This window comes from Sessilibacter sp. MAH1 (genome assembly GCF_054658315.1).
On the sequence record NZ_BAAGIC010000003.1, the window covers coordinates 156,140 to 176,094 of the forward strand.

Below are 19,955 nucleotides of genomic sequence, written 5' to 3' on the forward strand. Positions count from 1 at the left end.
AAAATGCCCAGAGTCTTTATTTTCGACACTGGGCACAGAGCAATTTTTACAGGTTTAACGTTGAGAACCTTTAATTCACCCAATAGAGTGCCGCTAAAGGAACCGAAATTGAGCGGATTTTTTCAATGGTTATCCTGCAATTTCTGCCCTCTGATTAACTTCTCTCAGATTTAACCGGAGATCAGTTAATCAGACGTTCTTATCCTTAGAAGAAGCGTTTGGTTGCTTGGATTCCAAGAATTTGTGGAGCGCCCTCAACAAATGTTGGGTAACCAAATACATCGCCGGTGTTACCCGCGTCGATGATGTATTCTTTATCAAACAGGTTATTGGCGAAAAGCTCCACCGACCAGTTTTCATCAAGTGCTGCGATACCGAAGCGCAGATTAACCAAACTTACTGCGCTTTCTTCAAATTCGTTTTCAATGTCGAAGAAGACATCATCACGATATACCCAGCTACCACTGGAAGTGAATTGCAGAGCGTCACTCAACGGACGACGATAAATGTAGCTAATTGCCCCGGTGGTTTCTGGTTGTAAACGGAATTGGTTGCCTGCGAACTCACCGTTTTGAGCGTCATCATCAATTTCGGCATCAATATAAGCAAAGTTTGCCAAAAGAGTTAAATGCGCATCAACCTGCCAAGTGACATCGGTTTCTAAACCAACGTTTGATGCATCACCAGCGTTTTGTGGAACTCGCTGACCGGCGTCGTTAAGAACGGTAACTTGGAAGTTTTCGTAATCTTGGTAAAAGGTGGCGACAGAGTAGCTCAAACGTTTGTCGAGCAAGCTGCCTTTGATACCAATTTCGAAGTTGGTAATTTCTTCTGAAGGAATTAGGTTTTCTCGGCCCTCTGAGAAGTCCAATACTTCAGAGCGTTCACCTTCTGCCCAGCTCGCATAAACACTAAAGTTGTCGTTCACATCGTAGCGAATGTTGATGCGTGGCAGGATCACGGTATCGTCGGTGTCACCACCAATGGTTGCGCCACCGGTGTTAAACATGGCGCCGCCGAATAAATCTAACGGAATGCCCAGTGCTAAAAGTGTGGCTTCATCAAGACCGGTTGCGGCCTGTGTTGCAGCAGATACCAAAACAGAAACCGGTAAGTTTGAGGTGTAGGTTGATTCACGTTGTTCATCAACGTAGCGAATACCGGCGGTGATTTCGAGTTTCTCAGTGAGCTGGTAAGAAACGTCGGCAAACACCGAAGTTGCTTGGTTATCGGCACTGTTCGAGAAAAATGCTTCGTAAGGAAGTTGATTAACAAGACCACCGGTTGCAAGGGAGGTCGTCACTGACGCGCAACCCGGAATGCCGGCGCCTGCAAAAGCACCAACGCAGCTTAAGAACAGACCTTCTTCGGTAGCGATTGGTACGGTTTGCGTGGCTTGTTCATCGAAATAGCTCAAGCCAAAAAAGCCGGTTAAACGATCGCCACTGAAGTTAAAACGAAATTCGTGGCTGTTTTGATCACCATCAGCAGTTTCGCCAAAGTTCAAGAATTCGAAAGGCGTACCGTCGGCATCAAAGACTTCTACCGAGTCATGGTCACGATAGGCGCCGATGTAGGTAAATGCCCACTCATCGTTAATGTCCCATTTTACGGTAGCATTAAAGTCGTTGGTTTCGCGATCTACACCAACTTCGTTGTCGCCTAAGTTGGTGGAGTCAAGCACGCTAATGAATGCGTTGTCGGTAAATAGCAGCTCTTCGGCAACGAAACCTGTACCCGGGTCATCGGCATCTTCGTAGTTGTATACAAAATCGATGGTTAGGTTATCGTTAGGTGTAATGCGAACGCTTGGGCGAATGGCGAAGCGCTCGTAGCCGTTGAGGTCGTCACCGGCATTATTTTCTGTGTAGCCGTCGCGTTCACGCGAAAGTATCGCAAGACGACCTTGAACCAATGAGTTACCACCGGTCACGAAACCGGTAACTTCTTGTGTGTCGAATTCGCCAGCGCGTGCGGTAATTTCAGCTTCAAATTCTTCTTGCGGCTTGGCGGTGATAAAACTGATGGCTCCAATGGATGCAGCCGTGCCAAACAAAGTGGCCTGTGGACCTTTAACAACCTCAACGCGTTCCATGTCGTAAACTTCGAAATACGAACCGCGCGAGCGAGAAACATCGGCGCCGTTTAAATACACCGAAACACGTGGCGCAATGGGGGCGCCGCCGTCGTCTGAGGTGATGCCGCGAATGACATAACCGTTGTTGTTAACGCTTTGCTGTTGAACTACAAGTCCGGGAATTAGATCGGAAAGCTCATCGAATTGATCAATACCGAGTTCGTCGAGTGTGCTGCCACTTAATGCCGAAATGGTGATAGGAACATCCTGGATACTTTGCTCACGCTTTTGCGCGGTAACAACAATTTCAACCAATTCTTCTTTTTTCTGGGAGGCTGATTGAGCAAAGGTTTGGTTGGCAAGAGTAATAGCAGATAGCAGGCTAAGTGCCACAACTGAACGAGCTGGGAACATGAGGTACCTCAAATTCTGATTTATTGTGTAGTTATAAAAGAGCGATACTTTGCGACAAAATTGCTACAGTATTGCGACAAAAATCAAGATAAACCAGTAAATTCTTATACGAACTGTACTTTTATGCACTGGTTTCAAAATTCGCAAATTTCTGGCGCAAATTAGTTCAAAAATCGGCTTTAAATTTCGTACAAAAGTTTATCGCTCATACATTTCAGTTTTCAGCACATTAATCAGCGACAAGGTATTTTAGTGCTCAATAGTGCTAATTTTTGTTGGGTTAGGTTATCAATAGAGTAATTTTCGACAGTATTGGCTGAATTAATCGCCATTGATCGTTCAATGGTCAACGATTACAGATATACATTTTGGGATATGCTATTAAAATCAAGCTGATGTGGTACAAGCTTTTAGTACTAGAATAGATGCACGAATTGTTTACGGGGTTTTACACTCAATAGACGACTTTTCAAGAGATATTGATGTCTCACGACAGTATCCAAAATCATCGAGTGGATTTTTTCATCGATGGACAATAACAAACAACCAGTAGGAGTGATGTGGCATGATTCATACAACTAAAAAGTTCGCGAAAATGTTTACTGTAGCGGGCTTAGGCGCGGCGGCATTGTTGTCTGCATCGCTTGCGAGTGCAGAAATGAGTTTGGACAAAGGCCTATCTCAGTTAACTTTTTTGACGACTAAAAACTCTGCGGTAACTGAGGCTCATACCTTTAAAAATATTGTGGGTACTATTTCTGACGACGGTAAGGTGACTGTAGATATCGACTTAACCAGTGTTGATACCGCAATTGCGATCCGCGATGAGAGAATGCAGAACATTTTATTTGAAACGGCTAAATTCGCGACAGCAACATTTACCGCAGATGTGTCGGCCGTACTTGCTGAAGTCAATCAAAAAAGTATTGCTAAGGCGACTGTAGAAGGCGAGCTTTCTTTACACGGTAAAACTGTACCGGTAACTTTTGACGTTTTAGCCAATGAAATGGAAACCGGTGTTGTGGTTTCTACATTAAAACCAACCATGATTAAAGCAGATCAATTTGATTTGTTGGCAGGCGTACAACAACTTCAAGAAATTGCTAAGTTAAACAGTATTACTCCGGTTGTTCCTACGTCGTTTGTATTAACATTTAAAAATTAATACGGCATATGTGGGAGTTATTCACTCCCACACGCTTTTACCAAATTACAGTTGTTTACAGCGCTTTAAATTCCGCCAAGGCTTTGTGGAATTCACTAATAATACTAATACCGGGCGCAAAATCGTTGGTCATTACCTTGGCTAGTGCCGGAATATCTCGATAACCGGGCATTCCTTCAATATTATTACTGAGCATTCTTAGGTGAACATTGGCGGTTATTAAAACATCGCAGTAATTTGGAATTTCTTGCTCAGAGTCGTACAACCAGTTACCACCGTTTTTAATACTTTCCAAAATGATGGTTGGAATTTTCCAGAAATTTAAAATTTTTTCGGTAATTTTTACGGAGTATTTCTCTGCGATATTTTGAACTTTACTGAGTTCATTGACATCGTCGACAAATTCGCTCACGTATTGATAGGTTACAAGGTCACCTAAACGAAATAATAATCCACATAAAAAGGCGGTGTCTGGATTTAAATTGCAGTTGACGTGTACAGCAATAATTTTTGCTAAAATTGCTCTTTCTAACGATTTTTCCCAAGACGAATAAAATAATTGCCGCAATAAAGAAGACGGTGTTTCAAATAGCTCTTTACTGGAGTAATAAAATACTAAGCTTTTTGTAGTATTTCGCCCTAATCTAGAAATAGCGTCTTCGATGGTTGAGGTGCTTTCTAGTCCCTTGTATAAAGCGCTGTTTGATGCGGCAATTAATTTTGTGGCAATAGATGTATCGTAAGAAATAATATAAGCAATTTCTCGGTTTTTAGTTTCTGCATCTTCACAGGCAATGCGAACTTTTTCGGCGACCTCGGGAAGCGTTGGAATAATTAAGGCGCCGCGCTCAATTTCTCTTTGTACCTTTTCAAGAAGAGTTTCTTGGTTAAAGTGGCCAATAACCACAATCTCTTCGTGATCCCACTCAGAACTTTTTTTGGCTTGCTCAAAAATAGACTCAACAAAATTATGCGGTAGTTTTAAAAATCGACCTGTGATGCTCTTGGTGATGGCTTTGTAGCGTATCGGGCGCAAATACGCCAAGGGTTTAAGTGCGCGTGCGGTGCCGCTGGTAATTAGCGATTCTCTACCGTCATCAGCAATGATTTTTACTGCACCTTGAATTAAGTAGTAATCATGTGCGTCGTCACTTTCGTTGTCGAAAAGAACCAAGTTCTGACCGAGTTCAATAATTTGGGCAAAGCTCATAGCAAGAATTAAGGTAGATTCTTGAACATGATCAAAGGGTGTTAAGGTGCTGAGATATTCGCGATTAAAAACCTGTGTAGAATTATCTTCACGCCTAGGTTTGATAGTGTTTTCAGGCTTTTTTTCGCGACGGAAGTATTTCGTAAGCATGTTGGTTCTCAAGCTACATCAGTGGTTACTAAAGGAAACTCTGATTAACCTAGAGTTTCTCGCGGCACAAGGATGTGTCGTCAATTTCAAGAACTGTAAGTGATTGAAATTGTGAAGAAATTGGAAATCGCATTTTCAATTTCTGTAATCTGATTAAATCATGGATGAGTTAATCAGAGATTCCTAAAGTGTAGTAGAGAACTTTTATTTTTTCTGATTTTGATGGTAAAAATGTAGGTCGATAATTTGAGTGAGAGTTAAAGATTATTGGCTAGATTAATTCCAAAATAATGCAAACTTATTTTGTAAAAAATCAATCTGTAGTGGCGGTCAACCATTCGACCGGTTAATTGATTCATGTTGAATTAATCGTGGTTTTATTAACGGCGGGCCGCTTTGACCGAGTGATAATATAGGAAACTCTGATTAACCTAGAGTTTCCAGCGATACAAGGATGTGTTTTCAATTTCTGACCTCTGATTAAATCAGCGACGAGTTAGTCAGAGGTTCTTATAGTCATGTTGAGTTTCAGGAGTTGCGCAATCTATACAAATAAATAGAGCGGGTTTGTGTTTAATTAAAAAAAGGTCTAAATGCCACTTCGACGATCTTTGACGTGACGCCTGTCATCGGGTTTCTTATTTTTGTTGTTTCTTCTTTGTTGCCATAATTCCCATAGATTTCTTCTGTCGGGATTTTGACGTCGATCGGCGAATTGCTTATACGAACATAGACAGTCCGGCTGCGTACAGCCCGGCAGTGGTAGGCTTGGAGCTTCAGTCAACAAATACATTTTGCCATTCATAGCCTTAGCAGACTCACAGCAGCCCGGTAGTGTGACAATAGACACGCTTTGGTAATTGCGTTCGGTTTTTGTCTTATTGGGTTGACCAAAACCTTGAGGCTCTTCAACGGGTTTATTGCGCTGATAACGAACAACTGCAAGAGCAATGAATAACAGGCCGACACCAAAAAACAGAACCACAGGTGGTGAAAATTGAATCATGAATAACTCTTAATGATACTGTGTGGGGAATGTAGAATTCACTGATATTTTCTAAAAGTTTTTATTGAGCAATTGTATATTAGCTAATTAAGCCAATCAGTTAACTTTGACCAAATTAATACTAAATCGATTTGTTATCGTCAGAAGAGATCACAACTTTGACACTGTTTTAATATTAATGCGGTATTTGTTCACATTAAGATACTGCGTGTTTATCTTTTGATCCAATATTCGCAGTTGGTTTTTACAACTTTTATTCAAAGTCAATAGTGGTTTTTAAACATAGAAATTGTCAAGGTAACAGCCGATAATTTTTGAATTAAAAGTCAAAAATATAAACGCAAGAGGTTTCTATTTCTTCTCTTTATCGCTAAAAAGTATAGAAGTGTTTAATTTTATAGTCGGATTGGTTTTTTTCCGAATTACTTAAGTAATTACTGACTTACAAGGATGGGAAGGTCTTGAACTTGTGATGCTATACCAATAGATAACAGAACAATGGCAGCTTTTTGATAAAGATCGATATACCTTTGGTCTAGCAATATATTGGTAGTGAAAATATTTTTTAGTCGAAGAATTACTAGAAATTTTTTGATAAGAATGTTGTTGAGGTATTTGTCTTAAAAACTCTAGGTTGATCAGAGTTTTTCATAAATACGAGGTGCGAAACTTCTTACAAAACCAAGGTTTTGTAAACTTCTATTCGAAATACAACAACATATAAAAGTAATACAAAGGCCGTATAAAATAAAGGCCGTGTGAAATAGAAAATAGAGTTTAGATTAAAAAAGGCAGCTATTGTGCTGCCTTTTTTGTGGTAATCAATTAAGTAATGTTGCCAGTAGTACGAACTCGTCGGCTGGATTTTTCTTCCGGTGCCAACGCTTGTCGAGCTTTTTTCCGACGTGCTGCTTCGCTGTCGATGATATTTTTTAAGGCTATTAAAAATCCGGTTACTAAAAATGCACCCGGTGGTAATACAGCTACCAAAAAGCCCGGATAATTATCGCTGATGCTGATGGTCCAATTGCGACCAAATTCACCCAGCAATAAATGCATGTCGGCAAACAGAGTTCCGTTGCCTAATAGTTCACGAACCGCACCAACCACCATTAGCACAAGCGCAAATCCTAAGCCCATCATAAAGCCATCAATCATAGATGGAATGGGTTTGTTTTTGCTGGCAAATGCGTCTGCTCTACCCAAGATGGCACAGTTGGTCACAATTAACGCAATAAAAATCCCCAGAATTTGGTACAGCTCGTAGGTGAATGCTTGCATTAATAATTCGGCACAGGTTGTGAACGACGCGATAATCATTACAAACGCAGGCAGTTTAATGGCGTCGGTCACGGCGTTACGAATTAAAGATACTGCGAGGTTTGAGCCAACCAAAACGACCAGAGTCGCAATTCCTAATCCTAGCGCGTTTACGACCGATCCACTGACCGCCAATAAGGGGCACAAGCCCAACAGCTGAACAAGTGCTGGGTTGTTTTTCCACAGACCGTTTTCGGTAATTTCTTGATAACTGACCTGACTCATGGTGATTCCGTTAATTCGGTTTGAGTTTCAAAGAGCATGTCTTTGTGTTCATCGACAAACTGCAACACTTTTTCAACTTGTCGAACCACAGCGCGAGGCGTAATGGTAGCGCCGGTAAATTGGTCGAATTCGCCACCGTCTTTTTTCACCGCCCAAACACTGGGATTGGTGAGAGATTTACCGTTAAAACCATGAACCCAGTTGGTTTTTTTGGTATCTACCTTGTCGCCAAGCCCCGGAGTTTCTTTGTGCGAAAGCACTCGAACACCGGTAATGTTCATGTTGTGATCAACACCAACAATTAAGCGAATCGCACCACTGTAACCGTCTGGCGCGATAGCTGGCACGATAACCGCGTTAATATGCCCGTCTACGCGGGCGATATTGACAACTTCTGGTTCTTTTAAGCCCAGTTGCGCCAGAGCCGTTTCGGGAATCTGTTTGGTATCGGCCAGAAGGTCGTTGTCGTGTTTGGTTACAACTTCTAATAATGCTTTTTGCGCGGCCGCTCGTTCACTTGCGGTGATTCTTTCTTTGGTGCCTTGAAAGGTTACTGCCAGTAAACCCGCGGTACAAATAGCGAATACTGTTAAAATAATGCTGTTTTTACGAATGGCTTGAGTAATCATCACACGTCTACCTTTTCTGTTGCGCGACGCGGTTTGCTGTGACCATAACTGCGCGGTACGGTGTAATAATCGATAAACGGTGCGGCAAAGTTCATTAGCAGTACCGAAAAGGCTACCGCATCTGGATAGTTACCAAAGTGGCGAATCAGAAATACCAGTAATCCTATGCAGCCACCAAAAATAAGTCGTCCTTTATTGGATACCGCTGAGCTGACCGGGTCGGTGATGATAAAGAATGCACCGAGCATGGTTGCGCCGGAGAATAAATGCGTAAGCACTGGTGCCGAGCTCTCTGAACTACCGTCGTAAAATACGATCGACATCAACGCGAGTACCGCCAACATGGAAACGGGTGCGTGCCAAGTGAATATTTTGCGCCATAGCAAAAATAAGCCGCCCAACAAAAATCCTGCGTTAACCCATTCCCAACCGGCGCCGGCAAAAAACGCTTCCGAAAAAATAGGTTTTTGAGAATAAATATCGGCAACCGTTAGGGATTCTGATTGCTTAAAGGCATCTAGCGGAGTCGCCCCTGAATATCCATCTATCGTTGCGCCGGTAAAGACCTTCGCCAAGGCTTCACCAATGCTGGGTAGATCACCCAAATTAACCGGCGCTGCCCATTGTGTCATTTGTACTGGAAACGATATCAGTAAAACAACGTAGGCAATCATTGCCGGGTTAAACGGGTTAAATCCCAAGCCGCCATAAAGCTGTTTGGCAACAACAATGGCAAAGAAACACCCGACAAAAATCATCCACCAAGGACTGTAGGGTGGTAAGGCTAAACCTAAAAGAACCGCGGTAACCAAGGCGCTAAAGTCTTTTAAATAAAAACCGATAGGGCGTTTTCGCAAATATAACACTGCGGCTTCAAAGCCTAGGCAAAATCCAATGGTTAACGTCAAATTGATAACGACGCCAATGCCAAAGAAATACACCATGGCCAGCGCGCCGGGAATTGTTGCCAAAACCACGGTTAGCATTACACGCTGTGTGCTGTTGGTCGCGTGAGCGTGTGGAGATGATTGACTGATGAAGCTCATCGAAAATATAACAACCTTTTTAATGAATCTCGTAGAGATTGAGTAACTGCTGGCGGTCTGCCTGCGCGCAGACCGTTTCTCGAACCGCTAAAGCTTAAGGGTTTAGTTGCTCCAACTCCTGTTGAGTGGAGGCAAGTTTGGCTTTGAGCTTTTCAACACCTAATCCCAATGCTTCAACTGTGTCGGCGTTCTCGGCTTGTGCGGCGGCAAGTTTTTGCTCGGCCTTGGCAATTCGTCCCGTTAAACTTTCGATTTGATTCTCCAGTTTTTCTTTGGGCGACATGCTGGCCATGGCTTCTGCTTTTGCTTTGGCGCGTTCAATGGCCGCCGCCGCTGGATCATCGGGAGCCGGCGCAGTTTTTTCAGTACTGCTAATAGACTCCGCCTGTAAACCTTGCAGTTCAGTGCGTGCTTGTTCGAGTTTTTCTGTGAGTTTATTAACACCAATTAACAGCGCAGATGCATTATCGGCACCTTCACTGACGGCTTGCTGATGTTTCTCTTGGGCTTTGCTTAAGCGGTTTTCAAGCGATTCAACATTCGACTGTGCTTTTTCAAGCGGTGACATGGCGTTTTTCGCTTGGGCCTTGGCTATGGCTCTCGCTACCGGATCATCGCTATTCGTATCAACCGTTGACGCGGTTGGTGTGTGCTGGGTTTCGCTTAATTTTGCTTGTGCTTCTTGTACCTTCAGTTCGGCCTGTTTTACGCGAGCCGCCATTTGATCTACTCGATCACTGCCTTCGGCAACGGCTTCGGCATGTTTTGCCTGCGCTGACTCTAAGCGGGTTTGCGCAGACGCAAGCGCTCGCTCAAGACGTGCTCGTGTATCTTCTGGTGATTCGGTTGTAGCAGGGGCAGCAGCAGCTGGCGGTGTTTTCGCTTTTTGCTCTGCCATTTTCTGTTGCGCTTCTTGAGCCGCTTTTTGTCGAGCAATACGCTTGGCTTCTTTTTCGGCCTCGGCCTTGGCGATACGTTCTTGTTTGAACTCAAAGCGACGACGTGATCGATCTGATTTAGCCTTTTCTTCGCGTTCAGTTCGAATTGCGCCTTTCGAAGCGCGGTAGTACTGCACCAAGGGAATATGGCTTGGGCAAACAAACGAGCAAGCTCCGCACTCAATACAATCAAACAAATTGTGCGCCTGAAGCTTTTCGTGATCTTCCGAGCGAGCGTACCAATACAATTGTTGCGGTAATAAACCGGCTGGACAGGCTTCTGCACAAAGTCCACAACGAATGCAGGGTTGCGCCGGTGCTACCGGAGGCATTTCTGCGTAATTTGGCGCGATAATGCAGTTGCTGGTTTTTACAATCGGAATTTCAGCGGTTTCTAGGGTAAATCCCATCATCGGGCCGCCCATAATCAACTGCGATGCTTGGCGCTCTTTAAAGCCAAACTCACTAAGAGCGTCGGCGACAGGTGTCCCGATACGTACAATAACATTGCCTTGTTTTTGTAAGGCGCCGCCAACAACCGTTGTAATGCGTTCGATCAACGGTTCGCCGTATTTCACCGCACGATATGCCGCGTAAACGGTACCTACATTTTGCACCACGGCACCAACATCAGAAGGTAATTTACCGCTGGGTACTTCTTTGCCTGTTAAGCGTTGGATTAATTGTTTCTCGCCGCCGGATGGGTATTTTCCGGGAAAGGCAACTACTTGCACGTTAGTGCCTTTAGCCGCTTCTTTAAGCGCGGTGAACGCTTTGGGTTTATTGTCTTCCATGCCGATAACAACATCGGCGGGATTACCCAATAAATGCGCAAGCAGTTTTACCCCTTCAATAATTTCTTGGGGATAAGTCTGCATCAAAATATCGTCGGCGGTGATGTAAGGCTCACACTCGGTGCCGTTGATAATAAGGTGTTCAATCTTACCGCGACCGCCAAGCTTCACCGAGGTTGGAAACCCGGCGCCACCCATGCCGACAATACCAGCACTCTGGATTTTCGCGATTACCTGCTCTTTGGGCAGCTCGAAATAATTCTCACAAGGCTCGTAGGTTACAGACTCGTCAAGATTGTCTGAACGAATGACAATGCTCATAGCTGGTAAGCCAGACGGGTGCGGCACCGGTAATTCTTCAATGGCGGTAACCGTACCGCTAATGCTGGAATGAATATTAGCGCTGATAAAGCCTTTAGCGCTGGCCACTAGTTGGCCTTTTAATACTCGCTCACCAATCGCGACCAAAGGTTTTGCCGGTGCACCTATGTGCTGGTTTAACGGCAAAATAATTTTCGCGGGCGCGGGCAGAGCACTTAATGGCAGATTAAGTGACTGGCTTTTGTTTTCGGGCGGATGAACGCCGCCCGGAATCGGGAACAACTTGCGTTCGCTTTGGCTGCTAGTAGCAATAATCTGATGAGTCACGGCTTGTGCAGTCACCTAAAAATATCCTTGGGCAAAAAACGTTATGCGGCTTGATGAGCGGGTTGCTTGTCGGTAGCAATAATGTTGCTGTTACTGGCTGGCTTTTCCCAAGTCCAGTTCTGCACCGTGGTTGGGATTGGGATCATGTCAATACAATCCACCGGACATGGCTCTACGCATAGATCGCAACCGGTACACTCGTCAGAGATAACGGTGTGCATTTGTTTTGCAGCGCCCAAAATGGCGTCCATTGGGCACGCTTGAATGCATTTTGTACAACCGATGCACTCGTCTTCACGAATGTACGCAACACGCGTAACCTCGGCTGACTCAGCGCCACCGGTATCAAGTTCTGGTGCATCAACACCCATTAGCTGAGCGATGGCCTCTACGGTAGCTTGGCCACCGGGAGGGCACTTGTTGATTTCATCGCCTTGAGCAATTTGTTCTGCGTAAGGTCGGCAGCCTGGGTATCCGCATTGACCACATTGTGTTTGTGGCAGTAAGGCGTCGAGCTGGTCAACAATAGGATCGCCTTCAACTTTGAAGCGCACCGAGGCAAACCCTAAAAGGGCGCCAAACACCAAAGCGAGAAAACCCAAAGCAACAAGCGCAGTAACAACCGCGTTTTCAGTGATTAATTCCAACACGAGTACTCCTTAGACTAAGCCTGCAAAACCCAAAAACGCTAAAGACATTAAGCCTGCGGTGATCATACCGATGGCAGCGCCTTTAAATGGGGTAGGTACGTCGGCAACAGCCAAACGCTCTCGCATCGCTGAAAATAGGATCAACACCAGTGAAAAACCTACCGCTGCGCCAAATCCATACAGGCTGGACTCGAAGAAGTTAAGGTTTTTGTTGGTGTTTTGTAGCGCAACACCTAATACCGCACAGTTAGTGGTAATAAGTGGTAAGAAAACGCCAAGTACGCGATACAACAGCGGACTGGTTTTTTCGATGAACATCTTCGCGAACTGCACAACAACCGCGATAACCATAATAAACGTAATGGTTCGCAAGTATTCTAGACCGAGTGGCTCAAGCAGAAATGTATACACCAAATAACTGCAAATAGATGCCAATGTCAGTACAAAGGTTGTAGCGCCAGCCATGCCGATCGCCGTCTCTAATTTATTTGAGACGCCCATGAACGGGCATAAGCCTAAAAATTGCACAAGTACGTAGTTGTTGACCAGTACGGTGCCTAATAATATTGCTGCGAATTCAGCCATATGAATGCGTGTATATCTCGTTGAAATCTAACTGTTTAGGGCGCAAGTGCGAGAGACTTTGCTTGGGCGCGGATTGTAGCAGTAAAGAACAAAGACATCTAAACAGAAGTGCTTGTATTCATTATCTATAAAACGAATTAAAAGAAATTCATTAACTTTTAAACTCGATGGAATTTGCAGGTTTTATTCAGTACATATTTTGAACTAAGTTGCCTGCCAATGAAAACCTAACGACCAAGATTGGTTGCGATTGTGAATGGTTTTGTAGAAACGAATTTTGATTGAGATTGGTTATGCTGAAAATGTGCGTATTAGTCTTGATCGCAACAGTCTTAATGTTCTGTTTGAATCCTTTAGCGCTGATAACGAAGATTATGCCGGATAATAAGACCTAGCTGAGAAATGGATGGCATTCTACAGGTTTGAATAAGTGCAAGGCCTCTGATTCACTCGTTCATGAATGAATCCAAAATGGGGTGAATCAGAGCCTTCTGGGTTTAGCGCAGCTGAACGACGGTTAAGTTACTGCCTTTTTGAGTAAATTCGACCTGTTTAAGGGCAGACATTCCAAGTAAGACTTCTTTACCGTCCATGGCAGGATTGACGATGGCGTCAATATTGGTGAGTTTGATGGGACCGAATTCAATTTGGTCTAGCTCGGTTAAATAACCGGTAGCGATGCCGTTGGCGGTTTCCATTCGGGTTTCTCCCAAATTTTCCACATCTAAAACACTGGCCAGTTCGTCAGAGATCACCACGTGGGTGGCGCCCGTATCTAACAAAAACCTTACGGGTACTTGGTCTATTTTCCCAGAAGTTGAGTATTGGCCACTGAAGCCATTAATGGTAATGCTATTTTCAGAGCGATTACTCGCATAAAGCAAAATGAATATAACGGCCAATATGGCAAGCCAAAGACCCCACATCATAAATTTGCCAAAACGTTGAGTTGCATCTTCTATCGGTTGATTCATTGGTTTGTCTTAGTAGGCTTGTGATCGATTTGTCTGAAAATTAATCGGTACTGATTTTGAAAATATAAGTGAGATCATTGTCGCATATTCGAGTAACCAATCTGATTAAAAAGTAGTAAAAACGATTTTTAGGGTGGTTGTCTCGATTCAATCGTTTTGTCTATAACTCTCAAACGTGCCCGCAGTTGTTAAAAAGTCTCAAAGATAGATTTTAAATATTTAATTTTCAGTCTGACGGGAGAGAATTTGCGAACTCAATTTTTTTCATTAACTTTTTGCTGATTTTGTTTCATACGATTGTGATCTTTTCTCTTTAATTTTTGTGAATACGATGTTTCTAGTGACGAAAATGTGAACTCTATTGGATTGCAAGTTAAGTAGTAAAAATTGCTTTGATTTTGAGCTGTTAGATGTCAGGGTTATCTTTTTGTTGGGTTTCGATTAACCTTGTCATAAGTCCAAATGTATTTAATATTTATGCGCATTTTGTAAGAAAATTTTATATACCTGATAGTTTGAATTAACAATATTTTCGAGCGATTTGAACATAAGTTATTGGCCTTCATTATTACCGTAACTGAGTGTATTTAGCGGTAAATACTGATCGTGTAATAAGCACATGCTGTTTAAATTTTAATGTGTGAAACCTTTCTCGAAGTAAAACATTAGTATTACCAGTCAAGACAAATTAGAGGTATAACTGTAAGGGAAGGCAGTTTAGGTCTGTATCGGGATATACGGTCATTTCGATTTATAACGCTCATCATTGAGCGTCATCAAACAGCTTTATACATTCGAATTTTCATACCTTTATTGCTAAAAATTGTGACGGTGTTTTGAATTGTGGGTGGAACAAAAATTCTTAGAATTGTTCTTAGCTCAGTCTTTTTGAATCTGCATACTTAATTTATCGTTTTATCTTAGTGAATAATCATGGATCGGTTTACGTGCAATGGTGTTGCGAATTACTGCAAGTTATACGTATTCATTAACTGCTTAATGGTAAACGGATAGGGTTTATGTTGAACAAATCTCAAGGTAATGTCGTAGAGCTTAGGCCCTCCACTAATATGTCCAACAAACCACAAAATAAAATGGTTCGTTTGCCGGCTGCCGTTCACCTGTTAAAAGAGAAAACGACCTACTTTCTTCAGTCTTCTATGTTGAGTTTGTTCGACAACGTTGACGACACTCTTTTTGAACTTGCCGACAAGTCTGATAACAACCAAGATCAGAACTTATACTTCGAATCCATGCGTCAAATGCGTTTGCGTCGCCGCGACATGGAAGGCGAGTTTATTCAACGTATTCACGCGTCTTTCGACCAACTTGCCGATCCTGAAGCAGAAAATCGAGAAAACAGCTGGGAAAAATCTCTTGATATCGACAATTTGTCGCTGGTTAATAACGACCAGTTGGAGCAAAACGTCGCTATTGAAGCAATGATCAATAAAGCTGTAGAAAAGTCAGCTACAGCGTTACAGCATCTAACCTTACGTTTAAACAGTCTTGTGCCAATACAAGTGACTCAACGCACCAACCCAATGGGCCCTAACGAGGTTTGTAATGCGTTCGTTGCCGTTGCGGAAGGTTTAGAAGCCAATATCAAAATTAAGCTAGTATTGCTTAAGTTGTTTGATCGCCATCTTGTGGCTGAGTTGCCTGGTTTTTATGCGCTAATTAATGATGTATTGGTGCAACGTAACGTTCTACCCGAGTTAGGCGAAGGTTCTTCTCGTCCTAAGCAACCAAATTCTCCTCGCGGTTATCAAAAACAAGTTGTTAGTGATCAGTCGCAAGACGCTGTGGCGTCTGAAGACGTGCTACAAACGTTCCGTAATCTTATGTCGAGTGTTCAAGGTGAGTCTTCTTTACCTAGCACCGATGACGGCGTAGTCGTTCCTCAAAATACTTTGATTCATTTGCTGTCTCAGCTGCAAATTCGCCAGCCAACCAATGCAAGCCGAGCTGTTGAGGTTAATAACCTACAGCGAATTATCTCGGCAAATAACCAAGGCGCAATCGGCCAGATTGATCGTGATGTGATCAATCTCATCAACATGCTGTTCGAGTTTATTGTTGATGACCGCAACCTTGCTGCCGAAATGAAAGCGTTGTTGAGTCGATTACAGATTCCAATGCTTAAGATTGCCATTGCTGATAAGTCATTCTTTGATCGTGGTGGTCATCCTGCTAAACGTCTTCTTAACGAGATGGCAACAGCAGCACTTGGCTGGGTACCTAACGCAAAAGGTCGCGATAATCTATTATCCAAAGTTCAAGAAACTGTTAATAAAATCTGCGATGACCCAAATGTTGGCGCCGATGTTTTTGAGCAAATGCTCACGGATTTCTTATCCTTTGTAGAAAAAGAGAAAAAACAAGCCGCAATTCTTGAAAAACGCACCCTTGATGCAGAAGCTGGCAAAGCTAAGGCAGAGGCTGCGCGTAAATTGGTTGAAAAAACCATCGGCAGATTGAGCAACATTGATCAGCTCTCTGAAGCAATGGGAACCTTGGTTCATGAAGCGTGGGCCAATGTGATGTTTTTAATTGCGTTAAAAGATGGCACCGACAGTCCGCAGTGGGTTTCTGCGCAAAGTACCGTTCGTAATTTGGTTTGGAGCCTAACGGCTACTATTACCTCAGAAAACAAAGTTAAGCTGGTTAAATTATTGCCCGAGCTGCTAAAACGTCTTCGTGTTGGTCTTGAGAGCATCAGTTACAACGCTTATGACATGGGTAAACTATTCAAGCAACTTGAAGTTGAGCATTTGGCGCAATTGAAAGGTTTGCCTAAACCTGTTGAACCTAAGGTTATTAAGTCTGAAGAAGCTGCCAAACCGGTACACAGTTCTGAGTCCACATTGGCTAAATTAGCAAAAGCTCGACAAGAAGTTCGTCGTCCTGTTGCCGAAAATGCTTTGCATCACAGTCCAGTTGGCCCAGGTAGTGTGAATACTCCGGTAGTTTCTAAACCCGAACCACAACCTGTTGTTGAAGTCGCGAAAGTTGAAGAACAACCAGTGGCGGCGCCAACGCCCCGTGGCCCAGAACCTCAGTTTTTGGATCAGGTAGATGGTTTATCGCAAGGTAGTTGGTTTGAACTTAAAGAAGGTTCAGCACCTATTCGTTGTCGATTGGCTGCCATTCTTCGTCCAATGGGTAAGTATATTTTCGTTAACCGCAGTGGTATGAAGGTCGCTGAAAAAGATCGTCCAGAACTTGCGCTATGTTTGCAAAGTGGGTCGATTCGTATGCTCGACAACAGCATGTTGTTCGATCGTGCACTTGAGTCTGTGATCAGTAATCTACGTCAAACCTTATACAGTCTATTCCCCGCTTTCCATTATTCAAAACTTCCTCTACTATTTCTCACTTCGTTTTAAACCTATAGTTTGCTCTTAGAATCTTAAATTTGAATTGATCATCCTATAATCTAATGTGATCAATCTTGGGCTTAGAGTCTAAGCTATGTGTTTAAGGTATTAAGACAATGAAGCTACTTGGAAGTAAAACGGAGAGTCAATTTCGCGAAGAATTACAGCGATCTAATGAAGCACTCCAAAACCCTGACTCTAAGCTGCGAAAGGTGTTAGAACGGGGAGGTCATAACATCCAAAGTGCATATGTTCTTCACTATATTCCAGAGCAGCTCGAAGATCTATATACAGTATTAGTAAGTTGCTCATATCTTTTAGAGATAGAGATTGATAAATACGATGACTCTATTCCTCCAATAGTGAAGAGGCGCGAGTTGAAATCTTATCTAATTGGTCTCAGTAAAGTTAATCAAATTAGACTGGCGACAGCGTACGACTTGGCATCCACTAAGACATAACAAGTCAGCCGAGAAGGGATGTGGCAAAGCCTTATAGCTCTATCTTGATAATCAATTCGTTAATTTGCAAACTCCACAAATTTTCTATGACCGGGTTAGAATAGAGCCGCTCAAGAATCTTGGTGGTGTAGACATGATTGATAAAAACGGTTGGTTATTACCTTGCGAAGAGTTTGAATTCCGCAAGGTTCTATCACCCAATTACAACCAGCGTCCTTCAAACGAAGATATAAGCTTGCTGGTTATTCACAACATCAGTTTACCTGCGGGTAACTTTGGAACTCCGTTTGTGGAGGATCTATTTTTAAATCGGCTAGAAAAGTCCGCAGATCCAAGTTTTGAAGAAATACACACCTTAAAAGTATCCAGTCATTTGTTTATTCGTCGCGATGGTGAGGTGATTCAATTCGTCTCTTTCTGTAATCGTGCTTGGCATGCTGGAGTTTCGAGCCATCTGGGGCGTGAAAACTGTAACGATTTTTCCATTGGGATTGAACTTGAGGGTACCGACACTGAGGCGTACACCAGTATTCAGTATCAGGTGTTATCTATAATTACAAAAAAAATTATTTCGGCTTATCCGCAAATTAACGCCGACAATATAGTTGGTCATGAGCATATCGCTGCGGGAAGAAAAACCGATCCGGGCGCATCGTTTGATTGGCCACGTTTTAAAAATAGTGTGTTTTGAAAATAGTATGTTTTGAGAGTTTTTACCCGTTAATGCAGTTGATGCGTAATATCGCCATACAGAGGCTGGAATGACTTTAATTGTTTTATTGATCGCGTTGGGTATTTTACAGTTTGTCGATATTGGAAAATATATCCACAAAGACGACTGGTTTCATCGTTGGATAGACGCCGTGAAGAGAAAAAATACGGTAAAACCCAATAATCTGACCGCTCTTGCTTTATCGATTTTTATTCCGTCTCTTTTATTGTTAATTGTGGTGATTGTTTTCAAGAAATTATCCATATTACTGTTGATAGCGCTGTCAGTATTAGTTTTAGTATACAGTTTTGGTCGTGGTGAATTTAACAGCGTCGCCAAAAAATACTTAGTAGCTTGGCGCTCTAATGATTGGTCGTTAGCATGCACCTATGCCAAGCGCTTAGATATTAACTGTGGCGAAGTTGAAGCCAATGATTGGTCGGAGATGAATCACCGGGTGACCAGCGTTTTGGCGTATCGAGGTTTCGAGCGATTGTTTTGCGTCATTTTTTGGTTTCTCTGGACTGGTATTGTCGGCGCATTTATTTATCGCTTAATGACATTGTATCGTGATTACTGCGACGATACCGAAGAATACGAAACACTGAAAAAAGCAATTTGGTTTGTTGAGTGGATTCCAGTTCGTGTATTCGGAATTACGCTAGCCCTAACCGGCAACTTCTCCAGTTGCTTTGCTCGGTGGAAGCATCATTTTTGGTGCGGCGACCGAAGCTCGATCTGGATGATTACTTATTACATAGAAAGTGCGCTTAATATCACACGTGTTGATATCGACAATCCCCGCTGCGGCGAGGTTGAGTTGCAAGAGCTTTCTCAGTTGTACACTCGCACGCTGATTTTTTGGGTGTGTTTTATTGCTGTAGTGACTATTTTTATTTAAATTATTTTATCTAAATTGTTCGAATATAAAATTCTGATTAAATTATGGATGTGTTAATCAGAGTTTCCAATATTAATTAAGAAAAGTTGGACATTGTCATGCCTTCATTTGATGTGGTTTCAGAGGTCGATAAACAAGATTTAACCAATACGGTTGACCAATGTAATCGTTTAATTAAAAACCGATTTGATTTCAAAGGCGTTGATGCAGATTTCGAACGCAGTGAATACGTGGTTACCTTGCGTGCCGACGCTGAATTTCAAATTACACAAATGCTCGATATTTTAAAATCAACCTTACACAAAAACGGAATTGATATTCGTTGTTTGGAAGAGGGCGATTTAAATATGTTGGGCAAACAAGTTAAGCAGCCTATTACCATTCGCACGGGCTTAGATTCGGATTTGGCCCGTAAAATCGTCAAAATGGTAAAAGACGAAAAAATGAAAGTTCAGGTACAAATTCAAGGTGATCAGGTACGTGTAACGGGCAAAAAACGTGATGATCTGCAACAAGTAATTACGTTGTTAAAAGCTTCAAGCATTGATATGCCGCTACAGTTTAATAATTTTCGCGATTGAACATATCAATATAAAGGGTTTTTGGGGGATTTTCGTGAGCTTAGCGTTTCCCCTGAAAATTATACGTATCTCCTGAAGACAAGCGTACT

The 19,955-nt window shown here is 42.7% G+C and carries 15 protein-coding genes; 5 read left to right on the forward strand and 10 right to left on the reverse strand.

What is annotated here, in order from left to right; all coding sequences use genetic code 11:
* Positions 1–205: 205 nt before the first annotated feature.
* On the reverse strand, positions 206–2,491 hold the full coding sequence (locus ACYQ28_RS04135; RefSeq protein WP_460048370.1) for a TonB-dependent receptor: 2,286 nt from the start codon (positions 2,489–2,491) through the stop codon (positions 206–208).
* 565 nt (positions 2,492–3,056) lie between these two features.
* Here ACYQ28_RS04135 and ACYQ28_RS04140 point away from each other — a divergent pair.
* A complete protein-coding gene (locus ACYQ28_RS04140; protein ID WP_460048368.1) occupies positions 3,057–3,656 on the forward strand; it encodes a YceI family protein in 600 nt (199 codons plus the stop codon).
* 55 nt (positions 3,657–3,711) lie between these two features.
* Here ACYQ28_RS04140 and ACYQ28_RS04145 read toward each other — a convergent pair whose 3' ends face one another.
* The 9 genes from ACYQ28_RS04145 to ACYQ28_RS04185 all read right to left on the reverse strand — a co-directional run bounded on the left by ACYQ28_RS04145 (position 3,712) and on the right by ACYQ28_RS04185 (position 13,831).
* The gene (locus tag ACYQ28_RS04145) at positions 3,712–5,016 is read right to left on the reverse strand and encodes an HDOD domain-containing protein (protein ID WP_460048367.1); all 1,305 of its coding nucleotides are present in this window, start codon (positions 5,014–5,016) and stop codon (positions 3,712–3,714) included.
* Between the two features lie 589 nt (positions 5,017–5,605).
* Positions 5,606–6,022, reverse strand: coding sequence for a hypothetical protein (locus ACYQ28_RS04150; RefSeq protein ID WP_460048366.1), 417 nt, complete (start codon positions 6,020–6,022; stop codon positions 5,606–5,608).
* Between the two features lie 825 nt (positions 6,023–6,847).
* Positions 6,848–7,567, reverse strand: a complete 720-nt coding sequence (locus ACYQ28_RS04155) for an electron transport complex subunit E (RefSeq protein ID WP_460048364.1) — start codon at positions 7,565–7,567, stop codon at positions 6,848–6,850.
* The gene (gene rsxG, locus ACYQ28_RS04160) at positions 7,564–8,196 is read right to left on the reverse strand and encodes an electron transport complex subunit RsxG (RefSeq protein WP_460048363.1); all 633 of its coding nucleotides are present in this window, start codon (positions 8,194–8,196) and stop codon (positions 7,564–7,566) included. Before rsxG ends, ACYQ28_RS04155 begins: the two co-directional genes overlap by 4 nt.
* Positions 8,196–9,242: an electron transport complex subunit RsxD gene (gene rsxD / locus ACYQ28_RS04165; protein WP_460048362.1), complete on the reverse strand. Its 1,047-nt coding sequence runs from the start codon at positions 9,240–9,242 to the stop codon at positions 8,196–8,198. Before rsxD ends, rsxG begins: the two co-directional genes overlap by 1 nt.
* Positions 9,243–9,336: 94 nt before the next feature.
* Positions 9,337–11,637 (reverse strand): electron transport complex subunit RsxC, encoded by a 2,301-nt coding sequence (rsxC, locus tag ACYQ28_RS04170; RefSeq protein ID WP_460048361.1) that lies wholly within the window; start codon positions 11,635–11,637, stop codon positions 9,337–9,339.
* A gap of 26 nt (positions 11,638–11,663) precedes the next feature.
* The gene (gene rsxB, locus ACYQ28_RS04175; protein WP_460048360.1) at positions 11,664–12,272 is read right to left on the reverse strand and encodes an electron transport complex subunit RsxB; all 609 of its coding nucleotides are present in this window, start codon (positions 12,270–12,272) and stop codon (positions 11,664–11,666) included.
* A 9-nt stretch (positions 12,273–12,281) separates the two neighbouring features.
* Positions 12,282–12,857, reverse strand: a complete 576-nt coding sequence (gene rsxA / locus ACYQ28_RS04180; RefSeq protein ID WP_460048358.1) for an electron transport complex subunit RsxA — start codon at positions 12,855–12,857, stop codon at positions 12,282–12,284.
* A 497-nt stretch (positions 12,858–13,354) separates the two neighbouring features.
* Positions 13,355–13,831 carry a retropepsin-like aspartic protease family protein gene (locus tag ACYQ28_RS04185; RefSeq protein ID WP_460048357.1) on the reverse strand — a complete coding sequence of 159 codons (477 nt, stop codon included), beginning with the start codon at positions 13,829–13,831 and terminating at the stop codon, positions 13,355–13,357.
* A 1,019-nt stretch (positions 13,832–14,850) separates the two neighbouring features.
* Between ACYQ28_RS04185 and ACYQ28_RS04190 the strand changes: the two genes are divergently transcribed.
* The 4 genes from ACYQ28_RS04190 (at position 14,851) to ACYQ28_RS04205 (ending at position 19,866) form a co-directional block, all read left to right on the forward strand.
* Positions 14,851–17,220, forward strand: coding sequence for a DUF1631 domain-containing protein (locus ACYQ28_RS04190; protein WP_460164689.1), 2,370 nt, complete (start codon positions 14,851–14,853; stop codon positions 17,218–17,220).
* A 585-nt stretch (positions 17,221–17,805) separates the two neighbouring features.
* Complete coding sequence (gene ampD / locus ACYQ28_RS04195) at positions 17,806–18,363, forward strand: 1,6-anhydro-N-acetylmuramyl-L-alanine amidase AmpD (protein WP_460048354.1); 558 nt, start codon at positions 17,806–17,808, stop codon at positions 18,361–18,363.
* Positions 18,364–18,433: 70 nt separating this feature from the next.
* Positions 18,434–19,285: a regulatory signaling modulator protein AmpE gene (ampE, locus tag ACYQ28_RS04200; protein WP_460048353.1), complete on the forward strand. Its 852-nt coding sequence runs from the start codon at positions 18,434–18,436 to the stop codon at positions 19,283–19,285.
* A 98-nt stretch (positions 19,286–19,383) separates the two neighbouring features.
* Positions 19,384–19,866, forward strand: coding sequence for a YajQ family cyclic di-GMP-binding protein (locus ACYQ28_RS04205; RefSeq protein WP_460048352.1), 483 nt, complete (start codon positions 19,384–19,386; stop codon positions 19,864–19,866).
* The last annotated feature ends 89 nt before the right edge of the window (positions 19,867–19,955 follow it).

Bases quoted from the DNA above. Each gene is read 5' to 3' on its own strand.
- ACYQ28_RS04135 (WP_460048370.1), bottom strand. From the start codon at position 2,491: ATGTTCCCAGCTCGTTCAGTTGTGGCACTTAGCCTGCTATCTGCTATT.
- ACYQ28_RS04140 (WP_460048368.1), top strand. From the start codon at position 3,057: ATGATTCATACAACTAAAAAGTTCGCGAAAATGTTTACTGTAGCGGGC.
- ACYQ28_RS04145 (WP_460048367.1), bottom strand. From the start codon at position 5,016: ATGCTTACGAAATACTTCCGTCGCGAAAAAAAGCCTGAAAACACTATC.
- ACYQ28_RS04150 (WP_460048366.1), bottom strand. From the start codon at position 6,022: ATGATTCAATTTTCACCACCTGTGGTTCTGTTTTTTGGTGTCGGCCTG.
- ACYQ28_RS04155 (WP_460048364.1), bottom strand. From the start codon at position 7,567: ATGAGTCAGGTCAGTTATCAAGAAATTACCGAAAACGGTCTGTGGAAA.
- rsxG (WP_460048363.1), bottom strand. From the start codon at position 8,196: ATGATTACTCAAGCCATTCGTAAAAACAGCATTATTTTAACAGTATTC.
- rsxD (WP_460048362.1), bottom strand. From the start codon at position 9,242: ATGAGCTTCATCAGTCAATCATCTCCACACGCTCACGCGACCAACAGC.
- rsxA (WP_460048358.1), bottom strand. From the start codon at position 12,857: ATGGCTGAATTCGCAGCAATATTATTAGGCACCGTACTGGTCAACAAC.
- ACYQ28_RS04185 (WP_460048357.1), bottom strand. From the start codon at position 13,831: ATGAATCAACCGATAGAAGATGCAACTCAACGTTTTGGCAAATTTATG.
- ACYQ28_RS04190 (WP_460164689.1), top strand. From the start codon at position 14,851: ATGTTGAACAAATCTCAAGGTAATGTCGTAGAGCTTAGGCCCTCCACT.
- ampD (WP_460048354.1), top strand. From the start codon at position 17,806: ATGATTGATAAAAACGGTTGGTTATTACCTTGCGAAGAGTTTGAATTC.
- ampE (WP_460048353.1), top strand. From the start codon at position 18,434: ATGACTTTAATTGTTTTATTGATCGCGTTGGGTATTTTACAGTTTGTC.
- ACYQ28_RS04205 (WP_460048352.1), top strand. From the start codon at position 19,384: ATGCCTTCATTTGATGTGGTTTCAGAGGTCGATAAACAAGATTTAACC.